The 25,756-nt window shown below is 56.0% G+C and carries 22 protein-coding genes; 17 read left to right on the top strand and 5 right to left on the bottom strand.

Going from position 1 to position 25,756, the window contains the following annotated elements; translation table 11 throughout:
* Positions 1-179 precede the first annotated feature (179 nt).
* The gene (locus WHS88_05710; GenBank protein MEJ5259668.1) at positions 180-701 is read left to right on the top strand and encodes a class IV adenylate cyclase; all 522 of its coding nucleotides are present in this window, start codon (positions 180-182) and stop codon (positions 699-701) included.
* A complete protein-coding gene (locus WHS88_05705) occupies positions 698-1,300 on the top strand; it encodes an HAD family phosphatase (GenBank protein MEJ5259667.1) in 603 nt (200 codons plus the stop codon). The genes WHS88_05710 and WHS88_05705 overlap by 4 nt, the downstream gene beginning before the upstream one ends.
* A gap of 162 nt (positions 1,301-1,462) precedes the next feature.
* Here WHS88_05705 and WHS88_05700 read toward each other — a convergent pair whose 3' ends face one another.
* Positions 1,463-2,200: a hypothetical protein gene (locus tag WHS88_05700; protein ID MEJ5259666.1), complete on the bottom strand. Its 738-nt coding sequence runs from the start codon at positions 2,198-2,200 to the stop codon at positions 1,463-1,465.
* 21 nt (positions 2,201-2,221) lie between these two features.
* Positions 2,222-3,223, bottom strand: coding sequence for a ketol-acid reductoisomerase (gene ilvC / locus WHS88_05695; protein ID MEJ5259665.1), 1,002 nt, complete (start codon positions 3,221-3,223; stop codon positions 2,222-2,224).
* Positions 3,224-3,460: 237 nt separating this feature from the next.
* Between ilvC and WHS88_05690 the strand changes: the two genes are divergently transcribed.
* From WHS88_05690 to WHS88_05670, 5 genes are read left to right on the top strand one after another with little or no spacing between them, the layout of a single operon-like run.
* Positions 3,461-3,862, top strand: coding sequence for an Rrf2 family transcriptional regulator (locus WHS88_05690; GenBank protein ID MEJ5259664.1), 402 nt, complete (start codon positions 3,461-3,463; stop codon positions 3,860-3,862).
* 17 nt (positions 3,863-3,879) lie between these two features.
* The gene (locus WHS88_05685) at positions 3,880-4,839 is read left to right on the top strand and encodes a PstS family phosphate ABC transporter substrate-binding protein (GenBank protein MEJ5259663.1); all 960 of its coding nucleotides are present in this window, start codon (positions 3,880-3,882) and stop codon (positions 4,837-4,839) included.
* A 9-nt stretch (positions 4,840-4,848) separates the two neighbouring features.
* A complete protein-coding gene (pstC, locus tag WHS88_05680) occupies positions 4,849-5,754 on the top strand; it encodes a phosphate ABC transporter permease subunit PstC (GenBank protein MEJ5259662.1) in 906 nt (301 codons plus the stop codon).
* An 11-nt stretch (positions 5,755-5,765) separates the two neighbouring features.
* Positions 5,766-6,617, top strand: coding sequence for an ABC transporter permease subunit (locus WHS88_05675; protein MEJ5259661.1), 852 nt, complete (start codon positions 5,766-5,768; stop codon positions 6,615-6,617).
* Between the two features lie 7 nt (positions 6,618-6,624).
* A complete protein-coding gene (locus WHS88_05670) occupies positions 6,625-7,383 on the top strand; it encodes a phosphate ABC transporter ATP-binding protein (GenBank protein ID MEJ5259660.1) in 759 nt (252 codons plus the stop codon).
* Here WHS88_05670 and WHS88_05665 read toward each other — a convergent pair.
* The gene (locus WHS88_05665) at positions 7,380-8,066 is read right to left on the bottom strand and encodes a hypothetical protein (protein MEJ5259659.1); all 687 of its coding nucleotides are present in this window, start codon (positions 8,064-8,066) and stop codon (positions 7,380-7,382) included. The genes WHS88_05670 and WHS88_05665 overlap by 4 nt on opposite strands.
* A gap of 675 nt (positions 8,067-8,741) precedes the next feature.
* Here WHS88_05665 and WHS88_05660 point away from each other — a divergent pair.
* Complete coding sequence (locus tag WHS88_05660) at positions 8,742-9,392, top strand: 3D domain-containing protein (GenBank protein MEJ5259658.1); 651 nt, start codon at positions 8,742-8,744, stop codon at positions 9,390-9,392.
* Positions 9,393-9,629: 237 nt separating this feature from the next.
* Here the strand turns inward: WHS88_05660 and putP are convergent, their stop codons facing one another.
* The gene (gene putP, locus WHS88_05655) at positions 9,630-11,084 is read right to left on the bottom strand and encodes a sodium/proline symporter PutP (protein MEJ5259657.1); all 1,455 of its coding nucleotides are present in this window, start codon (positions 11,082-11,084) and stop codon (positions 9,630-9,632) included.
* 92 nt (positions 11,085-11,176) lie between these two features.
* Here putP and WHS88_05650 point away from each other — a divergent pair, with 92 nt between their 5' ends.
* Entirely contained in the window at positions 11,177-11,650 is a 474-nt protein-coding gene (locus WHS88_05650) for an N-acetyltransferase (protein ID MEJ5259656.1), read from the top strand.
* Here WHS88_05650 and WHS88_05645 read toward each other — a convergent pair.
* Complete coding sequence (locus WHS88_05645) at positions 11,647-12,627, bottom strand: ABC transporter permease subunit (protein MEJ5259655.1); 981 nt, start codon at positions 12,625-12,627, stop codon at positions 11,647-11,649. The two genes, WHS88_05650 and WHS88_05645, sit on opposite strands and share 4 nt — an antisense overlap.
* A gap of 169 nt (positions 12,628-12,796) precedes the next feature.
* Here WHS88_05645 and WHS88_05640 point away from each other — a divergent pair, with 169 nt between their 5' ends.
* The 8 genes from WHS88_05640 (at position 12,797) to WHS88_05605 (ending at position 25,749) form a co-directional block, all read left to right on the top strand.
* Positions 12,797-14,857 carry an SPFH domain-containing protein gene (locus WHS88_05640; GenBank protein MEJ5259654.1) on the top strand — a complete coding sequence of 687 codons (2,061 nt, stop codon included), beginning with the start codon at positions 12,797-12,799 and terminating at the stop codon, positions 14,855-14,857.
* Positions 14,858-14,867: 10 nt separating this feature from the next.
* Complete coding sequence (locus WHS88_05635) at positions 14,868-15,764, top strand: protease modulator HflC (protein MEJ5259653.1); 897 nt, start codon at positions 14,868-14,870, stop codon at positions 15,762-15,764.
* A gap of 20 nt (positions 15,765-15,784) precedes the next feature.
* On the top strand, positions 15,785-17,047 hold the full coding sequence (locus WHS88_05630; protein MEJ5259652.1) for a protease modulator HflK: 1,263 nt from the start codon (positions 15,785-15,787) through the stop codon (positions 17,045-17,047).
* 18 nt (positions 17,048-17,065) lie between these two features.
* Complete coding sequence (locus WHS88_05625; protein ID MEJ5259651.1) at positions 17,066-19,060, top strand: cation-translocating P-type ATPase; 1,995 nt, start codon at positions 17,066-17,068, stop codon at positions 19,058-19,060.
* Between the two features lie 29 nt (positions 19,061-19,089).
* Positions 19,090-20,352: an ATP-binding cassette domain-containing protein gene (locus tag WHS88_05620; protein ID MEJ5259650.1), complete on the top strand. Its 1,263-nt coding sequence runs from the start codon at positions 19,090-19,092 to the stop codon at positions 20,350-20,352.
* Complete coding sequence (locus WHS88_05615) at positions 20,342-21,712, top strand: hypothetical protein (protein MEJ5259649.1); 1,371 nt, start codon at positions 20,342-20,344, stop codon at positions 21,710-21,712. The genes WHS88_05620 and WHS88_05615 overlap by 11 nt, the downstream gene beginning before the upstream one ends.
* An 11-nt stretch (positions 21,713-21,723) precedes the next feature.
* Positions 21,724-23,502 carry a hypothetical protein gene (locus WHS88_05610; GenBank protein ID MEJ5259648.1) on the top strand — a complete coding sequence of 593 codons (1,779 nt, stop codon included), beginning with the start codon at positions 21,724-21,726 and terminating at the stop codon, positions 23,500-23,502.
* A 99-nt stretch (positions 23,503-23,601) separates the two neighbouring features.
* On the top strand, positions 23,602-25,749 hold the full coding sequence (locus WHS88_05605; protein MEJ5259647.1) for a UvrD-helicase domain-containing protein: 2,148 nt from the start codon (positions 23,602-23,604) through the stop codon (positions 25,747-25,749).
* Positions 25,750-25,756: the final 7 nt, after the last annotated feature.

Raw genomic sequence — 25,756 nt, 5'->3', positions numbered from 1 at the left:
AAATTGAATGCATTCGCTTCGAGAAGGGGCTTAAAACGGGGATTTTTCAGGATTCCCGCAAGAGGTCCGATAATAGGAATAAAAAGTTATCGGGCCTGCGTGAGGAGAAAGCGGTTCTTGTACAGCGCCCAGGGAGCGGGTATAAGAAGGTCCGACAGGAATGAAACCGGAGAAAACAGATGAATCATCTGAATATTGAAATGAAGGCGCACTGCCGGCATCCGGAACGGGTCCGGCGGGTTCTGCAGGAAGCGGGGGCGGTTTTTCGCGGAACGGATGAGCAGACGGATGTGTATTTTCGGGTGCCGAAGGGGCGGCTGAAGCTTCGGCAGGGGACGATTGAGAATGCTCTGATTTTTTATGAGCGTCCCGACGAGGCGGGGCCGAAGCGGTCGGATGTGTTTTTGTATCCGGCGGCGGACAGCGGTCTGCTTCGAGAGGTGCTGGAGAGGGCACTGGGGATACTGGCGGTTGTCCGCAAAAGACGGGAGATTTATTTTCTGGGAAATATCAAGTTTCATCTGGACCGTGTGGAGGGGTTGGGGGATTTTGCGGAAATTGAGGTGATGGATACGCAGGGAAGCGGCGATTGTGAAGGGCTTCGGCGGCAATGTGAAGAGTTTATGAAGCGGTTTGGAATTGAACGTGAAGACCTTCTGGAGTGTTCGTACAGTGATATGATTTTGGAGAAGGGGCGATGAAGTCGGCGAGAATTGAGGCGGTTATTTTTGATTTGGGCGGGGTGCTGATAGGGATTGATTTGGAGCAGCTTCAGAAGGAGCCGGAAACAAAAGAGTGGGCGGATATTGTTCCGGAGATGCGCCGACAGCCGGAAACGGTGCTGCTGAACCGGGGGAAGATGCCGCCGGAAGAGTTCTATCAGGTGATGCGGAGACGGTTTTCCCTGAGCGGCTCATTCGAGGAGTTTCGACGGGCCTGGTGCGGGATTTTTACACCGCGTCCGCCGATGGAGACTTTGGTCCGGCGTCTGGCGGAGCGAGTGCCGCTGGGGCTTTTGTCAGATACAGAGCCGATGCATTGGGAATATCTTCGTCGGCAGTACGGGTTTCTGGAGCTGTTTCAAAAGCCGGTGCTCAGTTTTCAAGCGGGGGCGGTCAAGCCGGAGGCGAAGATGTATCAGCTGGCGGCGGAGTCGGTCGGGGTGCCGGCGGAGCGGTGCTTGTATATCGATGACCTGCCGGAGAATGTCGAAGGGGCCCGACAAGCCGGGATGACGGCGGCGGTATTTGAGAGTGCTCAGCAGGTTCAGAGGGTCTTGAAAGACGTCGGAATTGAGTAGGACAGTTCAGTTATCAGTCATCAGTCATCAGTTATCAGTCATCAGTCATCAGTCATCAGTCATCAGTTATCAGTTATCAGTTATCAGTTATCAGGGGAGGGGGGCTGTGCAAAAAAAAAGCCGGTACAAAGACCGGCTTGAAAAAACCACACGGGTTTGAGATTACATATACATGACATCGGGGTGTTTCTCGAAGGGGTTGTGTCGGAACCAGGCCGGAGAGGCCTTGATTTTGATTTTGACGATGTCGTTTAAGATCAGCATTCGAATGCGGCTTTGGCCGAGGGTCGGATGGTCAAACTCCAGCCCTTCCAGCCAGCTGAGGCGGGCGGCCATTGCCGGGGTCTGCTCGAGCTTGATGAGAACCGTCTGCAGCAGTTGGTTGACCATCATAGCGGAACTTTGGAGCGTTTGGCTGTCACCGGTGACCTGAAGAGCATCGGCGTTAAATTGCTTCTGGGCTTCCTTGAGAACCGCAATTAAACGGGCATTCTGGTTGGGATAGGCCGTGTTGAGGACCCGCTCATCGAGGACCAGTTCCGCATCCAGCCGGACTTTGGGACGCGGGGGAGCGTTGGGACCCAGCCGCTGTTCGACGCAGGAAAAGCCGTATTTGCGGACGGCCAGCAGAGAATCCTCGTCAAAGGCAACCATATTGAACCAGTGGGTGCGTCCTTTGTCCCGTTCATTCCAGGACGCCACGACGCTTTCGCTTTGGCTGAGGTACTCGGTCAGCGGTTCATAGATGGAGGAGAGGACCTGGGCCGATGTGCTTTGCCGAAGGATGGTGCCGTCATACTTGGGAAAGACGACCTTTTCTTCGTTGAAGGTCTGAAAGCAGCCGTTCAGCAGCAGAAGCACCGGCAGTGCGGCGGTTGCGAGAAGGCCCGTTCTGTTCACGATACATCCCTTTCGTTCTTCTTAGACTTCCTTGGCGTGAATCCACTTCATCATTTTCCGCAGTTTCCGTCCGACCTGCTCGAGTTGGGAGTTGTAGTCTTTCTGATAGAGTTCGTTGAACTTTTTGAGGCCGGACTGGTATTCGGCAACCCACTCTTTGGCGAAAGCGCCGGAGGTGATTTCGCCGAGAATCTTTTTCATTTCGGCTTTGGTTTGTTCGGTGATGATGCGCGGGCCTCGCGTCAGGTCGCCGTATTCGGCGGTATTGGAGATGCTGTACCGCATATAACTCATCCCGCCCTGATACATCAGGTCCACGATGAGTTTGACCTCATGCATGCATTCGAAGTAGGCGATTTCGGGCTGATAGCCGGCTTCGACAAGGGTTTCAAATCCGGCTTTAATCAGGGCCGTCAGGCCGCCGCAGAGGACGACTTGTTCGCCGAAGAGGTCGGTTTCGGTTTCTTCTTTGAAGGTGGTCTGGAGGATGCCGGCGCGGGCGCCGCCGATGCCGCAGCCCCAGGCCAGAGCAATCTGAAGAGCGGTTCCGGTGGCATCCTGCTGGACGGCCACAAGACAGGGGACTCCGCCGCCTTTCTCAAACTCGCTTCGGACCAGGTGTCCGGGGCCCTTGGGAGCAATCATTACGACGTTGATATCCGCCGGGGGCTTGATGTATCCGAAGTGGATATTGAACCCGTGGCAGAAGCCCAGTGTCTGGCCGCCCTTGAGGTTGGGGGCGATTTCCGTCTGATAAACCTTGGCCTGGATTTCATCCGGGAGGGTGATGATAATCAGAGCGGCCCCTTTGACGGCCTCGGCAATCGGACCCGGCTTGAATCCGTGTTCGACGGCCAGTTTGTAGTTGTCCGTGCCTTTTAATTCGGCGACGGCGACTTCGATGCCGCTGTCGCGGAGGTTCTGGCTGTGAGCATGGCCCTGGCTGCCGTAGCCGATAACCGCAACTTTCTTGCCTTTCAGGGCGTCAATCGGAGCGTCCTGTTCGTAATAAATCTTAGCCATGATTGTTTGGTCTCCTCGTGTAAATCTTGACTGGTTTTGCAGGTATAAAGGCTGTAAAATACTCGAAGAAGCGGGGGTTTTCAACTATTTTCCTTTCGATTCTAATGATTTGCCAATAAAGGGGTTGGAGCGGGAGGTCTGATAATTTTTCCGAAGTACCTGGAAATTTTCTTGATTTTTTGACGTCCTTGTCTATAATGTCTATAGACTTGCAATAGTATTGCGAGGACAACCGCGATGCGTCTGACGACAAAGAGTGAATACACCATTTTGGCGCTGATTTATCTGGCCCGTCAGCCGGAGGGAACTTTTGTAAAAATAGAGGAGATTTGCCGGCATTTTGAGATTCCCAAAAAGTACCTGGAGTTTCTTTTCATGACGCTGCGTCAGAATCGCTATCTTCAGACGCGACGGGGTACGAACGGGGGGTATCGGCTGATGCGCCCGGCCAAAGAAATCACAATTGCAGAGATTGTGCGGCTGATGGACGGGCCGCTGGCTCCGACGGAATCGGTCAGCAAGTATTTTTTTGCGAATACGCCGCTGAGCAAGGAGCCCAAAATGCTGGCGGTCTGTAAAGAAATTCGGGATTTCATCGCGGAGCGTCTGGAGCGGTTAACGTTAGCGGATTTGGCTTGATAATAAGGAGACGGAGTATGAAACGAATTGTGTTGGGGCTGTGTTTGGCGGGGGTGTTTGTTTCATCCGGCTGCGGGAAAAGAACGGGGGCCTCTTCGGAAGGGGAATTGAAAGGGACTATCTCGATTTCCGGGGCGTGGGCCCTGTATCCGATGGCGGTGCGGTGGGCGGAGGAATTTCGCAGGATTCACCCGGGCGTTCGGATTGATATTTCCGCCGGCGGGGCGGGCAAGGGGATGGCGGATTGTTTGTCGGGGGCGGCGGATTTGGGAATGCTCTCGAGGGACATTCACACATCGGAACTGGAAAAGGGGGCCTGGCCGGTGGCGGTTGTGAAAGATGCTGTTGTGGCCGTAGCCAACCGGAATCATCCGGCCGCAGCGACGCTTTTTAGCCGGGGGTTGACGCGGCAGGAGTGCATCGATTTGTGGATAACCGGGCGATTGAAAACATGGGGGCAGCTGTCTGGTTTTTCGCTGAATGAACCAGTTCATGTTTACACCCGTTCCGATGCCTGCGGGGCGGCGGAGACCTGGGCGAAGTATCTGGGAAAGAATCAGGAGGATTTGCAGGGAATCGGGGTGTTTGGAGACCCGGGTCTGGCGGAGGCCGTGCGGAAAGACCCACTGGGCATTGGATACAACAATGTCAATTATGCCTATGATGCGGCGACAAAGAAGCCGATGGACGGATTGATGATTGTGCCGCTGGATTTGAACGAAAACGGCCGGATTGACCCGGAGGAATCGTTTTACGGCGACCGGGATGAGATAACCCGAGCGATTGGCGAGGGGCGATATCCTTCACCGCCGGCCCGATTGCTGTATCTGGTTTCCAAAGGCAAGCCCGCCCGGCCGGAAGTGCTGGCTTTTTTGGAATGGATTCTTCGGGATGGGCAGGCGTTTGCGGACGAGGCCGGATATGTGCCGCTTTCCAAAGAAGCGGCGATGAAGGAACTGGAAAAACTCACCCAATAAGGCCGGTGGATGGGACTGCCGAATCGGACAAGACGCTCGCTGCTTTATGACCGGGCTGCCGCCGGAGCGATGGGACTGCTGGCGCGATTGTCCGGTCTGATTGTGGTTGTGATTGCCGTCGGTCTTTTTCTAAAGTCTGTGCCGATATTGAAGAATCAGTCTCTTTCGTCTCTTTTGTTTTCGTCCGAATGGTTTCCCTTGCGGGGGCAGTTTGGATTTCTGCCGTTTATTATGGGGTCTCTGTGGGTGACGGGGACGGCGATGGTTCTGGCGGTTCCGCTGTGTCTGCTGACGGCGATTTATCTGGCGGAGTATGCCCCGCTGGGGATTCGCGAGGGAGTGCGCCCGCTGATTGACCTGCTGGCAGGGATTCCCTCGGTGGTGTATGGGGTCTGGGGGGTGCTGGTGGTGGTGCCGTGGGTTAAGCGAGCCGCCGGCTGGTTTGGGTATTCGACGAGCGGGTACTGCGTGCTGTCGGCGGGGATTGTGCTGGCGGTGATGATTTTTCCGGTGATTATTCATATGACGGTGGAGATTTTGCGGGCGGTGCCTCAGGAGATTCGGGAGGCGTCGCTTTCGCTAGGGGCGACCCAGTGGCAGACGATTAAGAAGGTGGTTCTTCGGAAGGCGTTCGGCGGGGTGCTGGCGGCGATTGTTCTGGGGCTTTCGCGTGCGTTCGGGGAAACGATGGCGGTGCTGATGGTGGCGGGAAATGCGGTGCGTTCACCGACGGGGTTTTTGGACCCGGCGTATCCGCTGCCGGCCCTGATTGCCAACAACTACGGGGAGATGATGTCGATTCCGCTGTATGATTCGGCGATGATGCTGGCGTGTCTGATTCTGCTGGGGGTTGTTCTGGTGTTTAACATCTTGGCCAAGCTGGTGCTGATGCGGATTCAAAAAGAGATTCAGTAGAGAGGCGGAGTATGGACAGACGGCGGGTGGAAGAGGCGGTAATGAAGGTGCTGATGAAGGCGGCGACGCTTTTGATTGTGAGCCTGCTGGGACTGATTGTGCTGACGATTTCTGTGCGGGGGATTCGGGCGATGAGCTGGTCGATGCTCACACAAACCCCCAAAGGAGGATTTTATCTGGGCAGGGAGGGGGGCATTTTGAATGCAATTGTCGGGTCTTTTTACGTGGCCGGCGGGGCGACGGGGCTGGCCTTTGCGGCGGCGGTGCCTGTGGTGCTTTATCTGAATGTCTTCTGCCGGCGCGGAAGCCGCACGGCGGCGGTCATTCGTTTTCTGCTGGATGTGCTCTGGGGAGTGCCTTCCATTGTGTTCGGGGCGTTCGGATTTCTTCTGATGCTGGCCGTGGGACTGCGGGCTTCTCTGCTGGGGGGAATTCTCACGGTATCGTTGTTTGTGCTTCCAATCCTGTGCCGGGCGATGGATGAGGTGGTTCGGATGATTCCTTCCGATTTGCTGGAGTCGTCTTATGCACTGGGAGCGACGCGTCTGCAGACAGCCGTTCGAGTGGTGCTTCGGCAGGCGTCGGCGGGGATTTTGACGGCGGTTCTGATTGCGTTCGGGCGGGGCATCGGCGATGCGGCGTCGGTGCTGTTTACGGCCGGCTACAGCGACCAGATTCCACAGTCGCTGACGCGTCCGGCGGCGACGCTGCCGCTGGCGATTTTTTTCCAGCTGGGAACGCCGTTTCCGCAGGTTCAGGACCGGGCGTATGCAGCGGCGCTGATTTTGACGGTTGTTGTGCTGGCAACCAGCCTGCTTTCCCGCCGGCTGGGACGTCGGCTGACGCGACATATGATTCCGTGAGGTCAAAATGAATCAGCCCCATATCTGTGTGGAAAATCTGAATGTCTATTACGGGTCGGACCATTCGCTTCGGGATGTTTCCATCGAACTGCCGCGTCGGCAGATTATCGCCGTCATCGGGCCGTCCGGATGCGGCAAGACGACGTTTCTGAAGTCGCTGAACCGAATGGTGGAACTGGCGGAAGGGGCGCGGGTGACCGGGCGGGTGCTGGTGGACGGCGAGGATATTTACAGCCCGACGGCGGAGGTGACGGCGATTCGGAAAAAGATGGGGCTGCTTTCGCAAACGCCTCGGCCTTTGCCGATGTCGATTTATGAGAATGTGGCGTACGGTCCGCGGATTCACGGACTCAACGACCGCCGGAAACTGGATGAGATTGTGGAGTTTCGTCTGCGGCAGGTGGGGCTGTGGGAGGAGGTCAAAGACCGGCTCGGCCAGCCGGCGTCGCGGATTTCGATTGGGCAGCAGCAGCGGCTGTGTCTGGCTCGGGGGCTGGCGGTGGAGCCGGAGATTATTCTGGCGGATGAGCCGACATCGGCGCTGGACCCGATGTCCAGCCGGCGGATTGAGGAGTGCTTTCTGGAACTGAAGAAGGATTATACGATTGTGATTGTCACGCATATTCTTCGTCAGGCCCGGCGGCTGGCAGATTATGCGGCGTTCTTTTATTGCGGACGGCTGGTGGAGCACGGCCCGGCGGCTCGGATGTTTGAGAATCCGACCCAGCGGGAAACCATCGAGTATGTGAAAGGAATTATCAGTTAGGGATTGCAGGTTTTGCAGGGCCTGCGTCCGGAGGCAGCCTCGTCCCGTGTGCGGAAGAGAATCCGCTGTTCTTCGGCGATGCGGGCGGCATGGGGACAGCCGACCCGATGAAAGATTCGGCTCCCTTTGGAGGCGATATAACCCTGTGATGGCTGCGGGCTTGGTTTAACCGGATAGGAAGCGGGTGCAATCGGTTGAAGAACCATCGAGAGGGCGGCGGGAGCGGGAGGCTCCGGTACCGCGCCGGCTGTCTGCTCGGCGGCAGGGGCCTTCAGGATTCGCTCAACCAGTCCCTGCTGGACGAGAAAGTCGCCGACATCCCGGCCGTTGATTTCCAAATCCGCAATCAGACAAAACGATTGCCCCCGCTGAATATTTTTGAGCAGGATGACCTGGTTGGGATCCCTGGGCTGTTTGCAGAGCAGTGTTTGAAGATAAGTCTGAACTTTGGCATCGGGCTGTGTGCCGCCGGGTTGAAGTCCCCGAATATAAACGGGCATCTGTTCTCCCACCACAGGCGGATAATTGCGAATGTTGCAGAGCAAGTGAAAATCCGGAAAAACTTCAAGCACTTGGGCGATCTCGGCCTGACCGTAATTGACAGCAGCGGCGGTTGAAGGGTTTGATGAAGTTTTTTGAACGGCAGGGGCGGTCAGGAAAAACCACAAAAAATAGAAAATCATTGTATGGGCCCTTTCTCTCTCCAAATGCAAACAGCAGCCTTTCGTCCGAGAGTGATTATAACGAGCTTTTCGGTATGGGCAAAAGATTTCACAAGGTTTCTGTAATATTCTGCAGAAAAATGATGGGGCGGAAAGGAAGGAAAATTTTTCGCAGAAGTCTCTGAAAAATCGAAGCTTATCGGGTGTTTATTTTTTCAGAGGCCTTTTCGGCAAGCGGATGCGGCGGGAAAAACGATTGCTCTGGCTGCGTGTGTTTTGTAAAGTAAGCCTTGAGGTTTTGAGTCGCGGGCAAGGATGCCTGCGGCTCCCTTGTCCGCCTAAGAAACACAGAGGGAGGAATGGGCAGACAAACCAACGAAAAGGGACGTTAAAAGGGGAAAGATTTTTTTCTTAAATCCGGCATTCCGGATTCTAATTAGCTTTTTTATAGGACCTGACAGGCCTTTTTTGTCTTGACTTGCCGGCTTCTACTGCGTATATTTATCCATACATCCATTTTACTGCTCCATTTGAATCCGTTTTGAACACTGAACGTTGCTGTTTATTGTTTTTGGCTGCCACGGAAGGCCTTTTCAGACAAGGCGAGGGATTAAAAGCAGGATGTTCTTTTGAGGCTTCGGCCGAGCGGTTCGGCGGGAAGGCCTCTGAAGTGGTTCGTTTGGAAAGGTCCAAAGGTTGGCAAAATGGGAGAAATCGTCTTGCTACAGCCGTCCGACGCACGGCGGCTATGAAGCGGCCCTGCTGTCCAGTCTTTTGATGGCGGTGCTGCTGGGGGGCTTGCTTTGGCATTTTGAATTTCGGGGCCGCAGGGTCGTTTCGCTGTACAGTGCCTGGGCTCCGGTACAGCCGGATGGTTCTGTTCAGGGGTTTGCCGGGGAACAGCAGCTGCCTGCAGTTCAACCGGAGGCGGAGCTGCTGGGGTTGCTTCGGGAGTTTGAACAAATCCCTGCGGACAATCTGAAGGTAGAGCCGTTTGCTCCTGTGTGGAGACCCAAAGAGGCCAAGCAGCCGAAGGAAAAATGGCGTGTGGTTCGAATGCGGGTGACAGGGTACTGTCCCTGTGCCAAATGCTGCGGCCGTTATGCCGATGGAATCACGGCCTCGAACCACCGGATTCGGCCGGGGGATGTTTTCGTGGCGGCCGACAAGCGGTATTCGTTTGGGACCGAGATGATTATTCCCGGCTATAACGGCAATAGGCCTGTTCAGGTCAAGGATCGCGGGCGGCTGATTAAAGGGAACCGGCTGGATGTGTTTTTTGCTTCGCATGAGCAGGCCCAAAAATGGGGCAGCAAAACACTGAACGTGCTGGTCAAAGAGGAATAAAGCCGCTTTTTGACGATTGTTGGGGCCCTGTTTTTACAGGGCCCTTTTTGTTTCTTTGGACGGAATCTTCTTGACAAAAGCGCGGAGATAAATTATGGTATATATGTTGCCTGTGCAAAGATGACGGTTTAACGCCTATGCACCATCCGCGGTAAGGTGCATTTACCGGCACAAGGCATCAGGGAGCGCGGCCCACAACTTGTTTGATTCTGCGCCGTCCTCCCTGTTTTTGTTTCCTCATTGTCCCGCCTGTTGGATCTGCCGAAGGGTTGTTTCAAAATCCTGCAAAATGGCCGCATCTGTCTGCGGGAAAAAGAAATTGATTATCATCAGTACGGCGGTGTTGGCGGCAAAGCCGGGGGCCAATTCATAGAGCCAACCGCTGAAACCGAGGTATTTCCAAAAGACCAGCGTGAGGGTTCCGGCGAGCATTCCGGCCAAGGCGGAGTACCAGGTTGTTTTGCGGGAATAAAGGGCCGCCAACAGGACCGGTCCAAATGCTGCTCCCAGCCCGCCCCAGGCATAGGCGACGATTTTCAGGATGGTTTCTTTGGGATTCAGGGCCAGCAGAAGAGCCAGCGCGGAAATGCCGAGCACGCACAGCCGGCTGACCAGCAAGGCGGTTTTTTCCGATACACCGGTCTGAACCGTTTTGCGGTAAACATCTTCGGTCAAGGCCGAAGCGGATACGAGGAGCTGGGAATCGATGGTGGACATAATGGCTGAAAGGATGGCGGACAGCATGATTCCCGTCAGCCAGGGATGACAGGTGTTTTGAATCAGGAGGATGAAGATTTTTTCTTCGTCTCCGCCGGACAGTCCCGGAAAGACCGCGGCGCCGATTTGCCCGACGGCCACGGCTCCGGCCAGGGCGGCGGCCGCCCAGAGTGAGCCGATGCAGGCGGATTGATAAAGATGCCGAAGCGACCGAACCGCCATAAAGCGTGTAAGAATATGGGGCTGCCCGAAATAACCCAGGCCCCACGACAGTGCGGACAGGACGGACAAGAGAGCCGGAACCGCTGACGGGGCTTGAGGAGCCCGGCGAAGCAGGACCGACCAGTCGGCCGACGGATTTTTCCAGACAGCCAGAAGCGGAATGACTGCAATCGCGAAAATCATCAGGACTCCCTGCAGAAGGTCCGTCCAGCAGACGGCTTTGAAGCCTCCCAAAAATGTGTAGAAGATGATGATAAAACCGCCCAGCAGGACGGCGGCGGGGTAGGGGATGTCGAAGGTCGATTCGAAGAGTTTGCCGGCTGCCACCAGTCCGGAAGCGGCGTACAGGGTAAAAAAGAGGAGAATGACAGCGGCTGAGACGAGGCGAAGGAGCCCGGTTGGGTCGCGGAATCGTTTTTCCAAAAAGGCAGGGATTGTGAGGGAATTTGTCCGTTCGGTGAAGATTCGCAATCGCGGGGCCAGCCCATACCAGTTGATAACGGTTCCGGCCACAAGCCCTGCCGCAATCCATCCTTCCTGAAGCCCTCCCAGATAGACCGCGCCCGGCAGTCCCATCAGCAGCCAGCCGCTCATATCGGATGCCTGAGCGGAAAAGGCGGTTACCCAGCTTCCCATACCCCGTCCGCCGAGCCAATAGTCCTGTGCGGCTGTCGAGCGGGTGTAAAAAAAGAGTCCTACAGCCAGCAGAAAAAGAAAGTACGCTGCAAATGTGAAAACTACGGCCGGTTCCATGTCGTACGGTTTTATTATAACACGAAAAAGACGAAAAACCAGGTTTTTGGTGTGCACTTGCTTGTTTCCGTTTGAAACGGTATAGTGTTGATATGCAGATACGAAATGCACGAGTTCAGGATGTGCCGGCCATTCATGCACTGATCAGCTGTTATGCAGAGCTGGACCGGATGCTGTTTCGTTCGCTGGCGGATATTTATGAAAATCTTCAGGTTTTTCAGGTGGCCGAAGCGAACGGAACAGTTGTGGGCTGCTGCGCGCTGAAGGTAATCTGGTCGAATCTGGCCGAGATTCAGTCTTTGGCGGTGGATAAGAGTTATTTTGGGAAGGGAATCGGGCGGGCCCTTGTCAATCGATGCCTGGAAGAGGCCCGTCGGCTGGGCATAAGCCAAGTCTTTACCTTGACAATGGAGCCGGTTTTCTTTGAAAAAGTGGGGTTTCGCCGTGTCGATAAAAAGACGCTGCCGATGAAGGTTTGGAGCGACTGCGCCCGCTGTCCGAAGCAGGACCATTGTGACGAAACGGCGATGATTATTGATTTGGAAGAGCCGACAAAGGCGGTTTAATATTGCCTGTTTTGCCCAACCTGTCTGTTTTGAAAGAGGGCGATTGCCAAAAAGAGGATAGCGGAAATATAAAGAACAGCGTAATAGAGTCCCATCAAAAGGTAATCGCCAGACACTTGTTTGTTTTCATAGATAGCGTCGCTGACCCAAAAGACCTGAAAGTTTGGGAAAAGGATATACCCGATTTTGGCCCAGAGGAATTTGTCTGCCAGCCGCCCAAACAGCCAGTCTGTAATCAAACCGATTAGAAAAACCCCAACGCAACTTAAGAGCGTAAGAATGATATTAAGGCGGGTTGAGAACATTACTGCCAGCGCTACCGTGATTAAAACGGCCAAAAGCAGCAGGGCCGAGGCATTGATGTCAAACAGGTGGAAGCCGTTTTGGGAGGGATTTACTTTCCAATCTCGGTCTACAAAGGCCAGAAACAAGAGGGCTGCAGAGCTGAGAATAGTGCCGATGACCACGGCGGTCGAGCAGAAGTGCCATTCGTAAAAGTAGTTTAATAAAGCACTTATAAGGATGGTAAGCAGCAGGACACTTCCCGCAGCCGTAATCACAACCCAGTCGGGTTCATCGGAGGCCCGTTCGAGCACTCCATGTCGGATTGCCAGGAGCATCGCGATAGAAAGTAAATAATGAGCCAGGGCCACCGCCAGGGCCAGGCCGGCAAACTTTCCAAGCACGAATAGCGGACGCGGAAGCGGCTTGGAAAGCACGGTGGTAATCGTCCCGGTTTCGATTTCTTCGGTCAGGGCTCCGCCGGCGGAGAAAACGGAAATGAACAAACCGGCAAGAAAGAGCGTAGAAAAGGCCAATTCTCGCAGGAGTTTGACGTCTTCGTCCAGCGTGTACATGCTGATGGCCGGTGCCAGAAGGAGCAAAAGAAGGGCACAGATGATAATAATGATGTAAATCGGCTGGCGAAGGGTTTCGAATACGGTATTTTTGGCTATTGTAAACAGTTTTCCAATCACAGGCGGACCTTGATTATGACAAAAAAAGTTTTCTTTTCCTATACTTTTTACCTAAAACCCTTTTTTTTGTAAACCCTCCTGTTGCGTAATCCGGTAAATTTACTATATATACAAAGACTGTCCGGTATTGTTCGGGAAAGAATCGAAGAGGAGTTAGGAATCAAAAATTATGGCAGATTCGTCACAGAGAGCGTTTTACGTATCGTTATTCGGACTGATTCTGAGTCTGCTTTTCTTTTTGTCAGCCCTGTTTTTTGGGGCTGTCCTGTCAAGTCCTACCCTGTATCTTCTGTCCTGGCAGGTCTTGGGGAGTTTTCTGATTTGGCTGGTTCTGATGATCCAGTTTTATCATCGGCATCGGGCCGAGCAGGAGAAACTGGACCTGGCGGAACTGAAGAGGGCTCGTGAGAAACACACAATTTTTGAGGGGCCGGAGGGACGGCTGGACATCTTTGCGGTGGCTCAAAAACGGCTCGAATGGGTGGAAAAATGGCTTTTGCCCATCTGGGGGGTGCTGATTGCAGTCGGCCAGATTGCGTTGGGTTTTTTATTAATTCGATTTGTTTCGGGGCCTGCAAAGGAGTATTCGCTTCGCTCGCCGCTTTTGGGGGCGGCGATTCTGGTTTTGCTGTCGTTTTTCAGTTTTTTAATCAGCCGATATGCGACCGGTCTGAGTGTGACGCTGGTCTGGCGTCCGCTTCGGGCGGGGGGGAGCAGTCTGCTGATGAGCTCGATTCTGGGGTTTGCGGCGGCCGTTTCGCTGGCCTTTGCTCAATACAAGTACCAGTTCGGGCTGGTTTTTTTGAACTGGTTTATCCCCATTCTTCTGATTGTGCTGGGCAGTGAAACGATTCTGGCGGCTGTGCTGGATTTGTATCGTCCACGGCTGGCGGGGCAATACAGCCGGGCGTGTTTTGACAGCCGTTTGCTGGGGCTCATCAATGAACCCGGCGGGATTCTTCACACGGTCGCCAGCACACTGGATTACCAGTTTGGGTTTCAGGTCTCTCAGACGTGGTTTTACAAACTGCTGGAGAAGGCGATTGCCCCGCTTCTTTTGTTTCTTCTGCTGGTGATTTATCTGTTCAGCTGCGTGGTGATTGTAGGGCCGGGAGAGGGGGCTGTGATTGAACGCTTTGGGTCGGCTCGGACGGAGGACGGCGGACGTCAGGTGGGACCGGGATGGACGTGGAAATGGCCTTGGCCGTTCGAGCGCGCGTATGTGTATCCGATGGAGAAGATTCATGTGCTTCATGTCGGATATGTTCCGTCGCCGGAGGATGCCGCCAAGCCGTTCTTGTGGGGGCAGAAACACTACAAAGAGGAATATAAACTGCTTGTGGCGGTGGAAACCCGCCGTCAGGCGGTCCGGGGAGAAAAGGGCGCGGCCCCGGTCAGCTACATTATTGTGGATGTTCCGGTCCATTACAAGATACGCGATTTGCACCAGTACCTGTATAATCACCAAGATTCCCGAACGCTGCTGGAGGCGCTGTGTTATCGGGAATTGGCTCGCTTTGCCGCCAGCGCCAAGATAGAACCGGATGAGGAGCTGAGTTTTACAGAACGGCAGAAAAGTCTGCTGGGGGCCGGACAGGAACACGCCTGCCGTGTTCTCCATGCGCGGATGCAGGAGGCGGCGGATGCGGCACAGCTGGGTGTGGAGATTGTGTTTGTCGGGATGGTTGGGGTTCACCCGCCGCCCGAAGTGGCTGCAGATTATCAGGAGGTTGTTGCGGCGGTTCAGAAGCAGCAGACGACGATTCTGACGGCCCAGGCCGAGCACAACAAGATATTGACCGAACTGGCCGGTTCGATTGAAAAGGCCGATGCGATTTACGGACTGGTTCGGCAGATTTCCAGGGCCTATCAGGAGTCGGATGCAGCCCGAGCGGAGACCCTTGTGCAGGAGATGGAATCGATCATTCATCAGGCCCAGGGCAAGCTGTTTTCCACACTGCGGCAGGCAGAGGCTTATGCGTTTGAGCGGACAGCCCGGGCCAAAGGCGAAGGGCTTCGTTTTGCCGGGCAAGTCAAGGCCCATCAGGCCGGCGGCAAGCTCTTTCAGCGGTTCCGCCGTCTGCAGATTCTGGAGGAATCGCTGCCTTCGATTCGAAAATTTGTTGTCGCGACCGAGCCGGCGGACCAGGAAATTTATATTTTGAACCTGGAGGACAAGATGGCGACCGGTCTGTATGAAATGAATCTGGATTCTGTTCTGAGAAAATAGGGATGCGTGTATGAAGAATGTATGGGGTATCATATTTCTGCTGGTGATTCTGACGATTCTCGGGTTTGTGGGCTTTACCTTCCAGGTTCGTCAGACGGAAAGCGCCCTGGTGACGTGTTTCGGCAATCCGGTGCGTTCGATTACGGAGCCGGGCTTGTATTTTCGCTGGCCGATTCCGATTCATCGGGTTCATCGGTTTGATTCCCGCAGCCGTCTGCTGGAGGTTCAGATGCAGGAGACGGCTACGGCGGGCGGCGAGCCGATCATTATTGTCAGTTATCTGATTTGGCGGATCGGCGACCCGCTGCGGTTTTTGACGAGTGTGCAGGACATTGACGGGGCGCAGGAGAAGCTGCGGGTGCAGCTGCAGAATGCGGCCAATACGGTGGTGGGCCGGCATCCGTTCAGCGATTTTGTAAATACGGACCCGTCCAAGCTTCGGTTTGAAGAGATTGAGCAGGAGATTACGGCGGCGCTGCAGCAGCAGGCGGCGGCCAATTATGGGGTGGATGTGCGGCTGGCGGGCATCAAGCGCCTGATGGTGCCGGAGAAAGTCACGCAGGATGTGTTTGAGCGGATGAAGGCGGACCGGAAGGTCAAGACGGATACGATTGTGGCGGCGGGCAATGCGGAAGCCGACCGGATTCGCAGTGAAGCAGAGGCTAAGCAGAAGGAACTGCTGGCGGTGGCCGAAAGCCGGGCGCAGGCGATTCGCGGAGCGGGAGATGCCGAAGCGGCCCGGTACTATAAGGAACTGGAGGCCGACCCGGAACTGGCGATGTTCCTGCGGGATTTGGAGTCGCTCAAGCGGATTCTCAAAGAGCGCACGACGCTGGTATTGGGAACGGATGTGGAACCGTTTTCTCTGCTGAAAAAGCGGCCGAGTCTGGAAACCAAACAACCCTGACCGGAGGACGGCAAGCGGCTATGGACGAACGAACGGTATCAGGTCTGAATAACGAACAGCGGACGGCGGGGGAGCCGGAACTGCTCCAGCCCGGTCAGAAATCGCTGGCGGATGCCCTGCGGCTGAGTTTTCTGATTTTGAAAGTCATCATGGCGGCGGTGGCGGTTTTGTTTCTGGCCAGCGGGTTTTTCAGCGTGGAGCCCAACGAACAGGCACTGGTGCTGGTTTTCGGCAAGGTTCAGGGCCAGGGGGATGAGCGAATCAAGCAGCCCGGCTATCACTGGACGTTTCCGGAACCCATCAGCGAGATTATTCGGATCCCCGTCAAGGAGATTCGCAGTCTGCCGATTGATTCGTTCTGGTATTTTGAGACGGAGCAGGAAAAGCTGGCCGGCGGAAAGAAAGCGGCTTACGGCGGGCTGAACCCGGTTCAGGACGGGTATTGTCTGACCCGCAATGAGCCGATTACCCAGCTGAAGGGCTCGGATTACAACATTGTGCATTCCAAATGGACCGTGACGTATTCCATCGGCTCCCCGGTTCGTTTTTTTGAAAATATTTATATTCCCAGCCGAAAACCGGGCGAATCGTTTATGGAGGTGGCGGCTCGGACGGTCAATCCGCTGATTGAGAGTCTGACGTCGGATGCCATCGTTTCCACGATGGTGCGGTACAGTCTGGATGAGGCGCTGACAAGTTCAACGGGGATTTCGGAGCGGGTTCGGCGGATTCTGCAGGACAAGCTGGATGCGTTGGAAAGCGGGATTCAGATTGATGATGTGCGGATCAATCGGACGAACTGGCCGCTGCAGGTGGATGATGCGTTTCAGGCCTCCAGCCAGGCGATTAACAAAAGTGAGCAGGCCATTGTGGACGCCCGCGCGTACAAGGAAAAACTTCTGACGGATACGGCCGGTCCTCGGGCGGAGGAGCTGCTGGCCAAACTGCGGGATGAAACGCTGACGGACGAGCAGATGGAGGAGCTGATTCGTCAGATGGGCGGACGGGTTCAGGGGATTTTGGCGGAGGCATGGGCCTATCGGACCCGGGCGGAGCAGGACGCCAAGGCGGCGGCGGATTATTTGAAGAGTCTGCTGCCGGAATACCGCAAGCGTCCGGCTCTGGTGCTGCAGAAACTCTATCAGGATGCCGTGGAGGAAATTCTTCAGAAGGTGGATGAGACGATGTTTGTGCCGCCCTCCGGAGACCGAGGGCGTGAAATTCGTGTGATGATTAATCGGGACTTTGCGCGGCCCAGAGAAGGGCAGGCGGACAAAAAATAGTCATTTGCAGAGGTGGACATGGCACATCAGCACCTTGGAATCAAGTGTCAGGAAATGGGATGTTCGCATGAGGGGCATTCCCATACGCATGAAGGGTTAGCCGCCTCGGCGGCGGGCCAGCAGACGCGAATCAGTCTGGCGGTATTCGGCACGCTGACCGGCGGTGTGCTGCTGCTGAGCGCTTCTCTGGCTCAGGTTCGCTGGCTGTATGGGCCGGGGGATTTGAGTCAGTTGGTGGCCCTGATTGGGGCGGTGCTGCTGGGGCTGCCGGTGATTGTTCATGCCGTGCGGGGCCTCCTGGAAGGTCATACGCATATGGATGAGCTGGTGGCGCTGGCGATTCTGGCGGCGCTGGCCGCCGGTCAGTATTTTGAGGCGGGTGTGGTGGCCTTTATTATGCTGCTGGCGGAGCTGATGGAGACCCGGACGGCCCTGGGGGCACGGGCGGCGATTGAATCGCTGATTAAACTGACGCCGACGACGGCCGTGTTGGTGAAACCGGACGGAACGGAAACGGAAGTGAACGTCAGTCAGCTCAAGCCCGGGGATTTGATTCGGGTCCGTCCGGGCGACAACATTCCGGCGGACGGTGTGATTCGCCAGGGCTTAAGTTCGGTCAATGAGGCCACGATTACCGGCGAATCGCTGCCGGTGGATAAGGTCATCGGGATGCAGGTGTTTGCCGGCACGACGAACCTGACGGGCATGCTGGATATCGAGGTGACCAAGGCCGGGCAGGATACCACGCTGGGCAAGGTGCAGCAGCTGATTATGGCGGCGGAAAAGACGCAGCTGCCGATTATGCGGCTGATTGACCGGTATGTGAAGTGGTATCTGCCGACGATTCTGATGATCAGCGGGATTGTTTACTTTTTCACGAAGGATTTTGAAAAGACAATCTCGATTCTGGTGATTTCGTGCCCGTGTCCGATTATTATGGCGACGCCGACGGCGATGGTGGCGGCACTGTCGGCGGCGGCGCGTCTGGGGGTGCTGATTAAGAATGTATCGCTTCTGGAAATCGCCGGCAAGATTACGGCGGTTGTATTCGACAAGACCGGCACCCTGACGACGGGTCAGCTGTATGTGACCAAACTGGAGCCGGCGGCGGATGTCGAGCCGGAAACGCTGCTGTCGCTGGCGGCTTCGGCCGAGGAGATGAGCAAACACCCGGCGGCCCGTGCGGTGCTGAATCTGGCCAAGGAGGCCAATGTGAGTTTTGTGCGGGCGACGGAGTTTCAGGAAACGCCGGGCAAAGGCGTGACGGCCCGTGTAAACGGTTCCCTGGTGCGGGTGGGACGCGACACCTTCCTGACGGAAAACGGGATTGATATTCATACGGTGGCCGACCCGGCCCTTCATGAGGAGCAGGGATTCAGCACGCTGTATGTTTCCTGCGACAATCGGTGCATCGGTTGGATTGGGCTTCAGGACAAGACGCGTCCGGAGGCCCGGCAGGCGGTGGAGGAGCTGTTTGCGGCCCGGATTCGCCGGGTGACGATGCTGACAGGCGACCGCCGGGATGTGGCCAACCGCGTCAGTGCGGAGCTGGGCTGTACGGATTACAAGGCCCAGTGCCTGCCGCAGGATAAGCTGGCGGTGGTGGAGTCGATACGCAAGGAAGGTCATATTGTGGCGGTGGTCGGGGACGGCATCAATGACGCCCCGGCGCTGGCAGCGGGGGATTTGGGCATTGCGATGGGAGCGGCCGGCAGCGATGTGGCTATCAACTCGGCTTCGATTGCCCTGATGAGCGATGACCTTCGGCGTCTGCCGTTTTTGGTGCATTTGTCGCGGAAAACGCGGGCGGTCATTCATCAGAACCTGCTCTTCGGTGTGATTTTTATCCTGCTGGGGATGCTGGGGATTATGGTCGGCTGGGTGAAGCTGATTCTGGCGGCGTTTCTGCACTTGGTCGGGGCGCTGGTGGTTATCTTCAACAGTGCCCGTCTGGTGCGGTACGGAGAGCATCTGGAGCCGCACGGACCGGCTGTGGAAAGCCCCGAAGCATAAACAAAATTTTTTTCAGGTGCAATGGACTCATGGATTCTTCCGGTTCTTCCTATGCGATTGAAACAATCAATCTGACGAAAATCTTTCCGGATTGGTGGGGGCGTCCGAAGGTCAAGGCCGTTGTCGATTTAAATCTGAAGGTTCGCTACAACGAGATTTACGGGTTTCTGGGGCCCAACGGTTCGGGAAAGACAACGACCATCAAGATGCTGCTGAACCTGCTGCATCCGACGAAGGGGCATGCCTTTGTCCTGGGGGGCCGCAGCACCGACCCGGCGATAGCCGCCCGAATCGGGTATTTGCCGGAGGAATCGTATTTGTATCGGTATCTGACGGCGCGGGAGACGCTGGATTTTTACGGGCGGATATTCGGCCTGCCGGCTCCGGTTCGCAAAAGCCGGATTGATACGCTTTTGGAGATGGTGGGGCTGGCGGGGCTGGGCAGTCGGCGCATTGGAACATATTCGAAAGGAATGATGCGGCGGATTGGACTGGCGCAGGCGTTGATTAACGACCCCGATTTGCTGATTCTGGACGAGCCGACCTCCGGAATGGACCCGATTGGGACCCGTCAGATTAAAGACCTGCTGCTGGAGCTGGCGCGTCGGGGCAAGACAATTCTGCTGTGCAGTCATTTGCTGGCGGATGTGGAGGATGTCTGCGATCGGATTGGGATAATGTACGGCGGCCGAATGCAGGTAGAAGGGCCGGTTCGGGAGCTTCTGCAGCATCGGGATGAGCTGCAGATTTTGACCGGTCCGCTGACTCCGAAGGCCAGGGAGGAGATAGAATCCGTTATTCGACGGGAAGGGTCGTGGTGCAAAATGACGACTCCGGTCGATAAACTGGAAACCTTTTTTGTCAATATTATTACCAAGGCGCAGGCGTCTCAGCCGACCAGCGGGGCCAAACCCGGCACGGGCATACAGGGATTTCTGGCGGCCCCGCCGGCGTCGCCCTCGAGGGCGGTTCTGGAGCAGCTGGTTTCCAAGAAACCTCAGCCGGCAGTGGAAACCGGTCCGGCGGAAACCGCCAAAACGGAGCCGACCCAGTCCAGGCCGGTGCCGACACCGAAGAAGGACCTGCTGGAGCAGCTGACGGGAAAGCCGGCTGAACCGACGGTTGCCCCTACCGAGAGTCCCACGGAAAAACCGTCGGAGCCGCCGGCGGCGCCGAAACCGTCCGTCCGGCAGGATGTTCTGCAAAAACTGATGGGCGGACGCAAAGGACCGGATGGTTCGACGGAACAGACTCGTCTTCCGGAATCGGAGGAGCCCCGGAATGCGCAATAGCTGGGCGATTGCCAAAAATACCATCGCACAGGCCGTTCGAATGAAGATTGCAGCGGCTGTTCTGCTGCTGCTGGTGGTCTTTCTGCCGACGATGGCCTGGACGCTCACCGGGGACGGAACTCTGTTGGGCAGACTCCAGAGTTTCTCCAGCTACAGCATCAGTCTGGTCGGGTTTTTGCTGTCTCTGCTGACCATAGCCGTGTCGTGTTATTCTCTCCACAGCGATTTTCGGGTGCGGACGATTGATTTGGTGATTACCAAACCGGTTGCCCGCTATCAGATTGTCCTGGGAAAGTTTTTGGGAGCGGCCGGGCTGAATCTGTTTCTGCTGGCCGGGTTTTCATGCATGATTTACGGATTGACGACGGCGATTCCGCGTTTTTCCAAGGCACCGGAGGACCAGATTGTCCGGTCCCAGGCGGAGTTCTTTACGGCTCGGCGGGTAGTGGCTCCTCAGACATCGGAGGAGGAGATTGTCAAGCGGGTTGAGGAGCGGATTGAGACATTGCGGAAAAATCGTCAGCTGCCGGACCTGCCGATGCAGCAGATTCGGCAGACGCTGCTGGAGCAGGAACGAATTGCTCAAAAATCGGTGGAGCCGGCGGCGGTCAAGGAGTGGGATTTTCAGACGGTTTTCCCTCCGAAAGACCCCGATTCCGTTTTGTTTGTTCGCTACAAGTTTCAGGCGGCTCCGGAACCGCCGAATCAGGAGATTTTCGGACAGTGGCGGGTGGGGGATTTTCGGCAGTTTCGGACGGGGCTTCGGGAGTACAAGACGCCCATTTACGGAGTGGAACGCTCCGAGGCCACGCGTACGCTGCACAGTTTTACCGTGCCCGGAAATGCGGCCGCGGCGGACGGACAGGTTACGGTGGGCTTTTTTAATTCGCCGGAGATGAATTTTTCTACGGTGATTTTTGACCAGATGGAGGTGCTCTATCCGGTCGGCGGATTCGGGGTCAACTTTTTCCGGGTTGTGCTGCTGATGGCGATTCGCCTGATCTTTCTGGCGGCACTGGGGGTTTCCCTGAGCACGTGGCTGTCGTTTCCGGTGGCGACGCTGTTCAGCCTGATGGTGTTTTTTGCGGGGCTGATTAACGGGTTTATTCTTGAATCGATAGAAAGCCTGGGGGCTGTCCTGGGGCTGGTTTATCGACTGACGATTCGCTGGTTTCTTTATGCGATTCCCCGTTTTGACGGGCCGTACAGTCCGACGGATTACCTGGTGTCCGGGGAGGTGCTTTCCTGGGCGTTTTTGGGCAAGGCGGTTCTGGTGACGCTGGCCGTGCAGATGGTGCTTCTGCTGGCGATTGGAATCTGGATTTTCTCGAGGCGTGAAATCGCCAAAGTGACGGTTTGACAGTTTTTCAAATGCGCTGGAAAAACAGACTCATTATTCTGGTTTGTGTCCTTGCGGCGGCCGGATTTTTGACAGCGGCCTGGCGGCTGCAGCCGGGGATTCACCAGAAGCGCACCGAAATGGGTTTGGTGCTGAATGACCCGCTGGAGAATGCTCCGCCGTCGCTGGCCTTTGCCACGGTGGCAATGGGGGCGTTTCGCGGCCTGGTGGTGGATGTGCTTTGGATTCGGGCGGACCGGCTCAAGCAGGAGGGCAAGTTTTTTGACGCCAAACAGCTGGCGGAGTGGATTACCATTCTGCAGCCGCGTTTTGCAAAGGTCTGGGATTTTCACGCCTGGAATATGGCCTACAACATTTCGGTGGCGATTCCCAATACGCAGTGTGCCCAGCGGTGGCGCTGGGTTCGCAACGGCTACGAGCTGCTTCGGGACCGCGGGATTCCGCTGAATCCGCAGGATATCTCGCTCTATCGGTCTCTGGGGTGGATTTTCTGGCATAAGATAGGAGACAATCTGGACGACTGCCATCGCTACTACAAGATGCAGCTGCTGCTGGAGATGCGGGCGCTTCTGGGGGAGCAGACGAACGAAGAGTATGAACATCTGGCGGCGGCACCGCAGACCCTTTCGGAGATTTTGTCGGACCCGGATGTGTCCGAGTTGATTGAGGCGCTGTCCAGAGCCGATTCGAAGTTTCAGAAGACAGATGCGCTGGTCGATAATTTTCTGGCCCTGCGCCGTCAGCCCGGGCAGTTTCCGCGAGCGGCGTTTGAGGTAATTGATTCGTTCCGGGACAAACCGGGGTTGGCCAAGTTCGACACGTTTGCCCGTGCATGGGTGCTTCGAAATACCTGGAAGATGGACCCGGCTTTGATGGTCCAGATTAACAGGCAGTACGGACGGACATCGGTGGATGACCCGAACGAGCGGCTGCCGATGAACTGGGAACATCCTGCGGCGCATGCGATTTACTGGGCGGTTCTTGGGCTGGAAAAGGCCTCTCGTCCGGAACAGTATCGGATTGATGAGAAAAATACGGACCGGATTGTCTTTCACAGTCTTCAGCAGCTCTATCGCACCGGCAATCTGATTCTTTATACGGGACCGGACCGAGAGACGGCGCTCTTTATTCGGCCGGACCCGCGAATGTTTACTGCCTGCGACCAGATTTGGCGGACGGTGATTGAAAAATATGAGAAGCTGGAAAAGGGCAATCCGAAAGCGGTTCGGGGCGGGCATAAGAACTTTCTTGAAAATGCGCTGATGTCGATGTATCAGGCGGGGCATGAACGGAGGGCCCGGCAGATTTATCAGGAACTTCGGCAGCTGTATCCGAGAGATGACGCCGGCATTATTCGAGAGGAGTATCTCAAGCCGTTTGAGGAGTTTGTCCAGTGGAAATTCCAGCAGGAGATGGAGGGGCTGGGATTTGACGATGCCACGGAGGCGATTCTGTTCCGTCTGCAGGAGGCCTATTTCTATTATGCGATTCGGGAGGATAACGAGGCCTATGCCCGCGAAAGACTGGCCCAGCAGGTTTATGATTATTATATGCAGGAGCTCGGAAACGAGGCCCTTCAGCGGCTGGGGCTGCCGCCGATGGATTTGATTCGATACACGGCGTTTCGCGGATTTATGGAGGACCCGGAATACCCGCCGTCTTTCAAGATGAGTCTGCTGGGCCGAATCCAGATTGAGCGTCCGGAACTGTTTGAGAAACTTCAGCAGCAGGAGCAGTGGCTTCTGGAACAGATCCGGCGGTTTCAGCAGCAGCAACCCTCTGTTCCCTGACCGGGGGAGATTTTGCAACACAGGTCTTGCCTGAACCGGCCTTTTGACGTACACTGCGCATTTTGAACCTTGAATGCGGTCTGAGTCTGCGGGTAGGGAATGAATTCGGAACAGATACTGGAAGGGTTGACGGAATCGCAGCGGCGGGCGGTGCTGCATCGGGAAGGGCCTTTGCTGGTTTTGGCGGGGCCGGGCAGCGGCAAGACGCGGGTGATTACCTGCCGGATAGCGATGCTGATTCACGGCGGCGTGCGTCCGTCGCAGATTTGTGCGATTACGTTTACCAACAAAGCGGCCCAGGAGATGCGGCAGCGTGTGCTGTCGATGGGCGTGCCGGCGGGCAGCCATCTGAGCACCTTTCATTCGCTGTGTGTGCGGATTCTTCGGCGGTACGGGCAGGCGGCGGGGATTGAGCCGACCTTCAGTATTTATGATGAATCCGACCAGCTTCGCTGTATGAAAGAGGCGGTGGCGGCCTGTCAGATTTCCTCGTCGAATTTCTCCCCGTCGCGGATGCTGTCCATCATTTCCCGGCTGAAGAACGACCTGGAGGATGAGGAGGCGTTTGCGGCCCGCGTGAACGACTTTTTCGGGCAGACGGTCGCCTCGATTTATCGAAAATATCAGGAGATTCTGCGCCGCAACCAGGCCCTCGATTTTGATGATTTGCTCGTGCAGACGGCCCTGCTGATGCGGAACTTTCCCGAGATTCGCCGGGAGCTGTCGGACCGGTTTCGCTATCTGCTGATTGACGAGTATCAGGATACCAACCATGCCCAGTATCAGATAGCCCGCGGGCTGGCCGCCGGACACGGAAATATCTGCGTGACAGGGGACCCGGACCAGTCGATTTACCGCTGGCGGGGGGCGGATATCGGCAACATTCTGGCGTTTGAGCGGGACTGGCCGAATGCGGCGGTGATTAAGCTGGAGGAAAACTTCCGTTCGACGCCGAATATTCTGCGCCGAGCGGACCGGCTGATTGCGGGCAACAAGAAACGGAAGGCCAAAACGCTGATTCCGACTCGTCCGGAAGGGGAGGACGTGGTGATTCGGGTCTGCGAGGATGAACAGGATGAGGCGGAGCAGGTGGCCGCGGATGTTTCCGGTCTGCTCAATCAGGGGGTTAATCCGCAGGAAATTGCGGTCTTTTACCGGGTGAATGCGATGAGCCGCTCCGTAGAGGAGGCGTTTATCCGCCGGCGGATTCCCTATCAGGTGGTGCGGGGGGTGGAGTTTTATGCCCGAAAGGAAGTGAAGGATTTTCTCAGTTATCTGAAGCTGATTGTCAATCCGTCGGATGATGTGGCGTTTGTGCGGGCGGTCTCCACGCACAGCCGCGGAATCGGGGACAAGACGATTGAGCGTCTGCAGGAATATGCCTCCCGGAATCGTCTGCCGCTTTTGGCGGCGGCCGGACAGGCCGGACGCATTGAGACGATTGCCTCCGGCACGCGCAAACGGCTTATGGAGTTTGCCGCTCTTTTTGAACGGTTTCGGAAAGAGCTGGACCAGGAGGCGTCGGAAATTATGAACCTTGTGTTCACGGAAAGCGGTCTGTCGGAGGCGTATGAGGAGGCGGGGGATGAGGAGGCGATTGAGAATATCGACGAGCTGATTAATGCGGCGGCCGAGTATGACCGCACGGCGGAAAATCCGTCGCTGGCCGATTTTCTCCAGAGCATCGCCCTGTACAGCGATACCGATGCGTTTGACCCGAATGCCGGACGGGTGTCCCTGATGACGCTGCATGCCGCCAAAGGACTGGAGTTTTCCTGTGTGTTTATCATCGGTCTGGAGGAAGGGATGCTGCCGCATGAGCGTTCGCTGGAAGGCGGGCCGGATGAGATGGAGGAGGAGCGGCGGCTGTTTTTTGTCGGGATGACGCGGGCCAAGGACCGGCTGACCATCAGTTACGCCCGCCATCGGCTTTTGCGAGGGCAGTTTCTGCGGTCGGTTCCTTCGCCGTTTCTGTATGAAATCGGTTTTGCCGGGGAAACAGAGGTTCGGGACCGCTCGGAGGACTGGGAAGGAACTTTCGGCCTCTCCAAAGCGCCGAAGAGCCGACCGGAAAAAACGGCGCCGAAATTTGCCGTTAATGAACGGGTGGAGCATTCCAAGTTCGGTCGGGGCAGCGTGAAGGAATTTCTGGACCTGGGCGAGGACAGCATCGTTGTGGTGCGTTTTGATTCGGGGGCGACCAAGTCTCTGATGCTCAAATACGCGTCGCTTGTGAAAGTTCGATAAACGGTCT

The sequence above is a fragment of the Anaerohalosphaeraceae bacterium genome, from assembly GCA_037479115.1.
GTDB lineage: Bacteria > Planctomycetota > Phycisphaerae > Sedimentisphaerales > Anaerohalosphaeraceae > JAHDQI01.
This window is presented reverse-complemented; position numbering and strand designations above follow the sequence as displayed.

What these genes read in the sequence shown, in the direction of transcription:
- WHS88_05640 (MEJ5259654.1), top strand. Translation starts at nt 12,797, where the DNA reads ATGGCAGATTCGTCACAGAGAGCGTTTTACGTATCGTTATTCGGACTG.
- WHS88_05620 (MEJ5259650.1), top strand. Translation starts at nt 19,090, where the DNA reads ATGGATTCTTCCGGTTCTTCCTATGCGATTGAAACAATCAATCTGACG.
- putP (MEJ5259657.1), bottom strand. Translation starts at nt 11,084, where the DNA reads ATGGAACCGGCCGTAGTTTTCACATTTGCAGCGTACTTTCTTTTTCTG.
- WHS88_05705 (MEJ5259667.1), top strand. Translation starts at nt 698, where the DNA reads ATGAAGTCGGCGAGAATTGAGGCGGTTATTTTTGATTTGGGCGGGGTG.
- WHS88_05650 (MEJ5259656.1), top strand. Translation starts at nt 11,177, where the DNA reads ATGCAGATACGAAATGCACGAGTTCAGGATGTGCCGGCCATTCATGCA.
- WHS88_05685 (MEJ5259663.1), top strand. Translation starts at nt 3,880, where the DNA reads ATGAAACGAATTGTGTTGGGGCTGTGTTTGGCGGGGGTGTTTGTTTCA.
- WHS88_05625 (MEJ5259651.1), top strand. Translation starts at nt 17,066, where the DNA reads ATGGCACATCAGCACCTTGGAATCAAGTGTCAGGAAATGGGATGTTCG.
- WHS88_05610 (MEJ5259648.1), top strand. Translation starts at nt 21,724, where the DNA reads ATGCGCTGGAAAAACAGACTCATTATTCTGGTTTGTGTCCTTGCGGCG.
- ilvC (MEJ5259665.1), bottom strand. Translation starts at nt 3,223, where the DNA reads ATGGCTAAGATTTATTACGAACAGGACGCTCCGATTGACGCCCTGAAA.
- WHS88_05675 (MEJ5259661.1), top strand. Translation starts at nt 5,766, where the DNA reads ATGGACAGACGGCGGGTGGAAGAGGCGGTAATGAAGGTGCTGATGAAG.
- WHS88_05665 (MEJ5259659.1), bottom strand. Translation starts at nt 8,066, where the DNA reads ATGATTTTCTATTTTTTGTGGTTTTTCCTGACCGCCCCTGCCGTTCAA.
- WHS88_05635 (MEJ5259653.1), top strand. Translation starts at nt 14,868, where the DNA reads ATGAAGAATGTATGGGGTATCATATTTCTGCTGGTGATTCTGACGATT.
- WHS88_05670 (MEJ5259660.1), top strand. Translation starts at nt 6,625, where the DNA reads ATGAATCAGCCCCATATCTGTGTGGAAAATCTGAATGTCTATTACGGG.
- WHS88_05615 (MEJ5259649.1), top strand. Translation starts at nt 20,342, where the DNA reads ATGCGCAATAGCTGGGCGATTGCCAAAAATACCATCGCACAGGCCGTT.
- WHS88_05630 (MEJ5259652.1), top strand. Translation starts at nt 15,785, where the DNA reads ATGGACGAACGAACGGTATCAGGTCTGAATAACGAACAGCGGACGGCG.
- WHS88_05710 (MEJ5259668.1), top strand. Translation starts at nt 180, where the DNA reads ATGAATCATCTGAATATTGAAATGAAGGCGCACTGCCGGCATCCGGAA.
- WHS88_05605 (MEJ5259647.1), top strand. Translation starts at nt 23,602, where the DNA reads ATGAATTCGGAACAGATACTGGAAGGGTTGACGGAATCGCAGCGGCGG.
- pstC (MEJ5259662.1), top strand. Translation starts at nt 4,849, where the DNA reads ATGGGACTGCCGAATCGGACAAGACGCTCGCTGCTTTATGACCGGGCT.
- WHS88_05690 (MEJ5259664.1), top strand. Translation starts at nt 3,461, where the DNA reads ATGCGTCTGACGACAAAGAGTGAATACACCATTTTGGCGCTGATTTAT.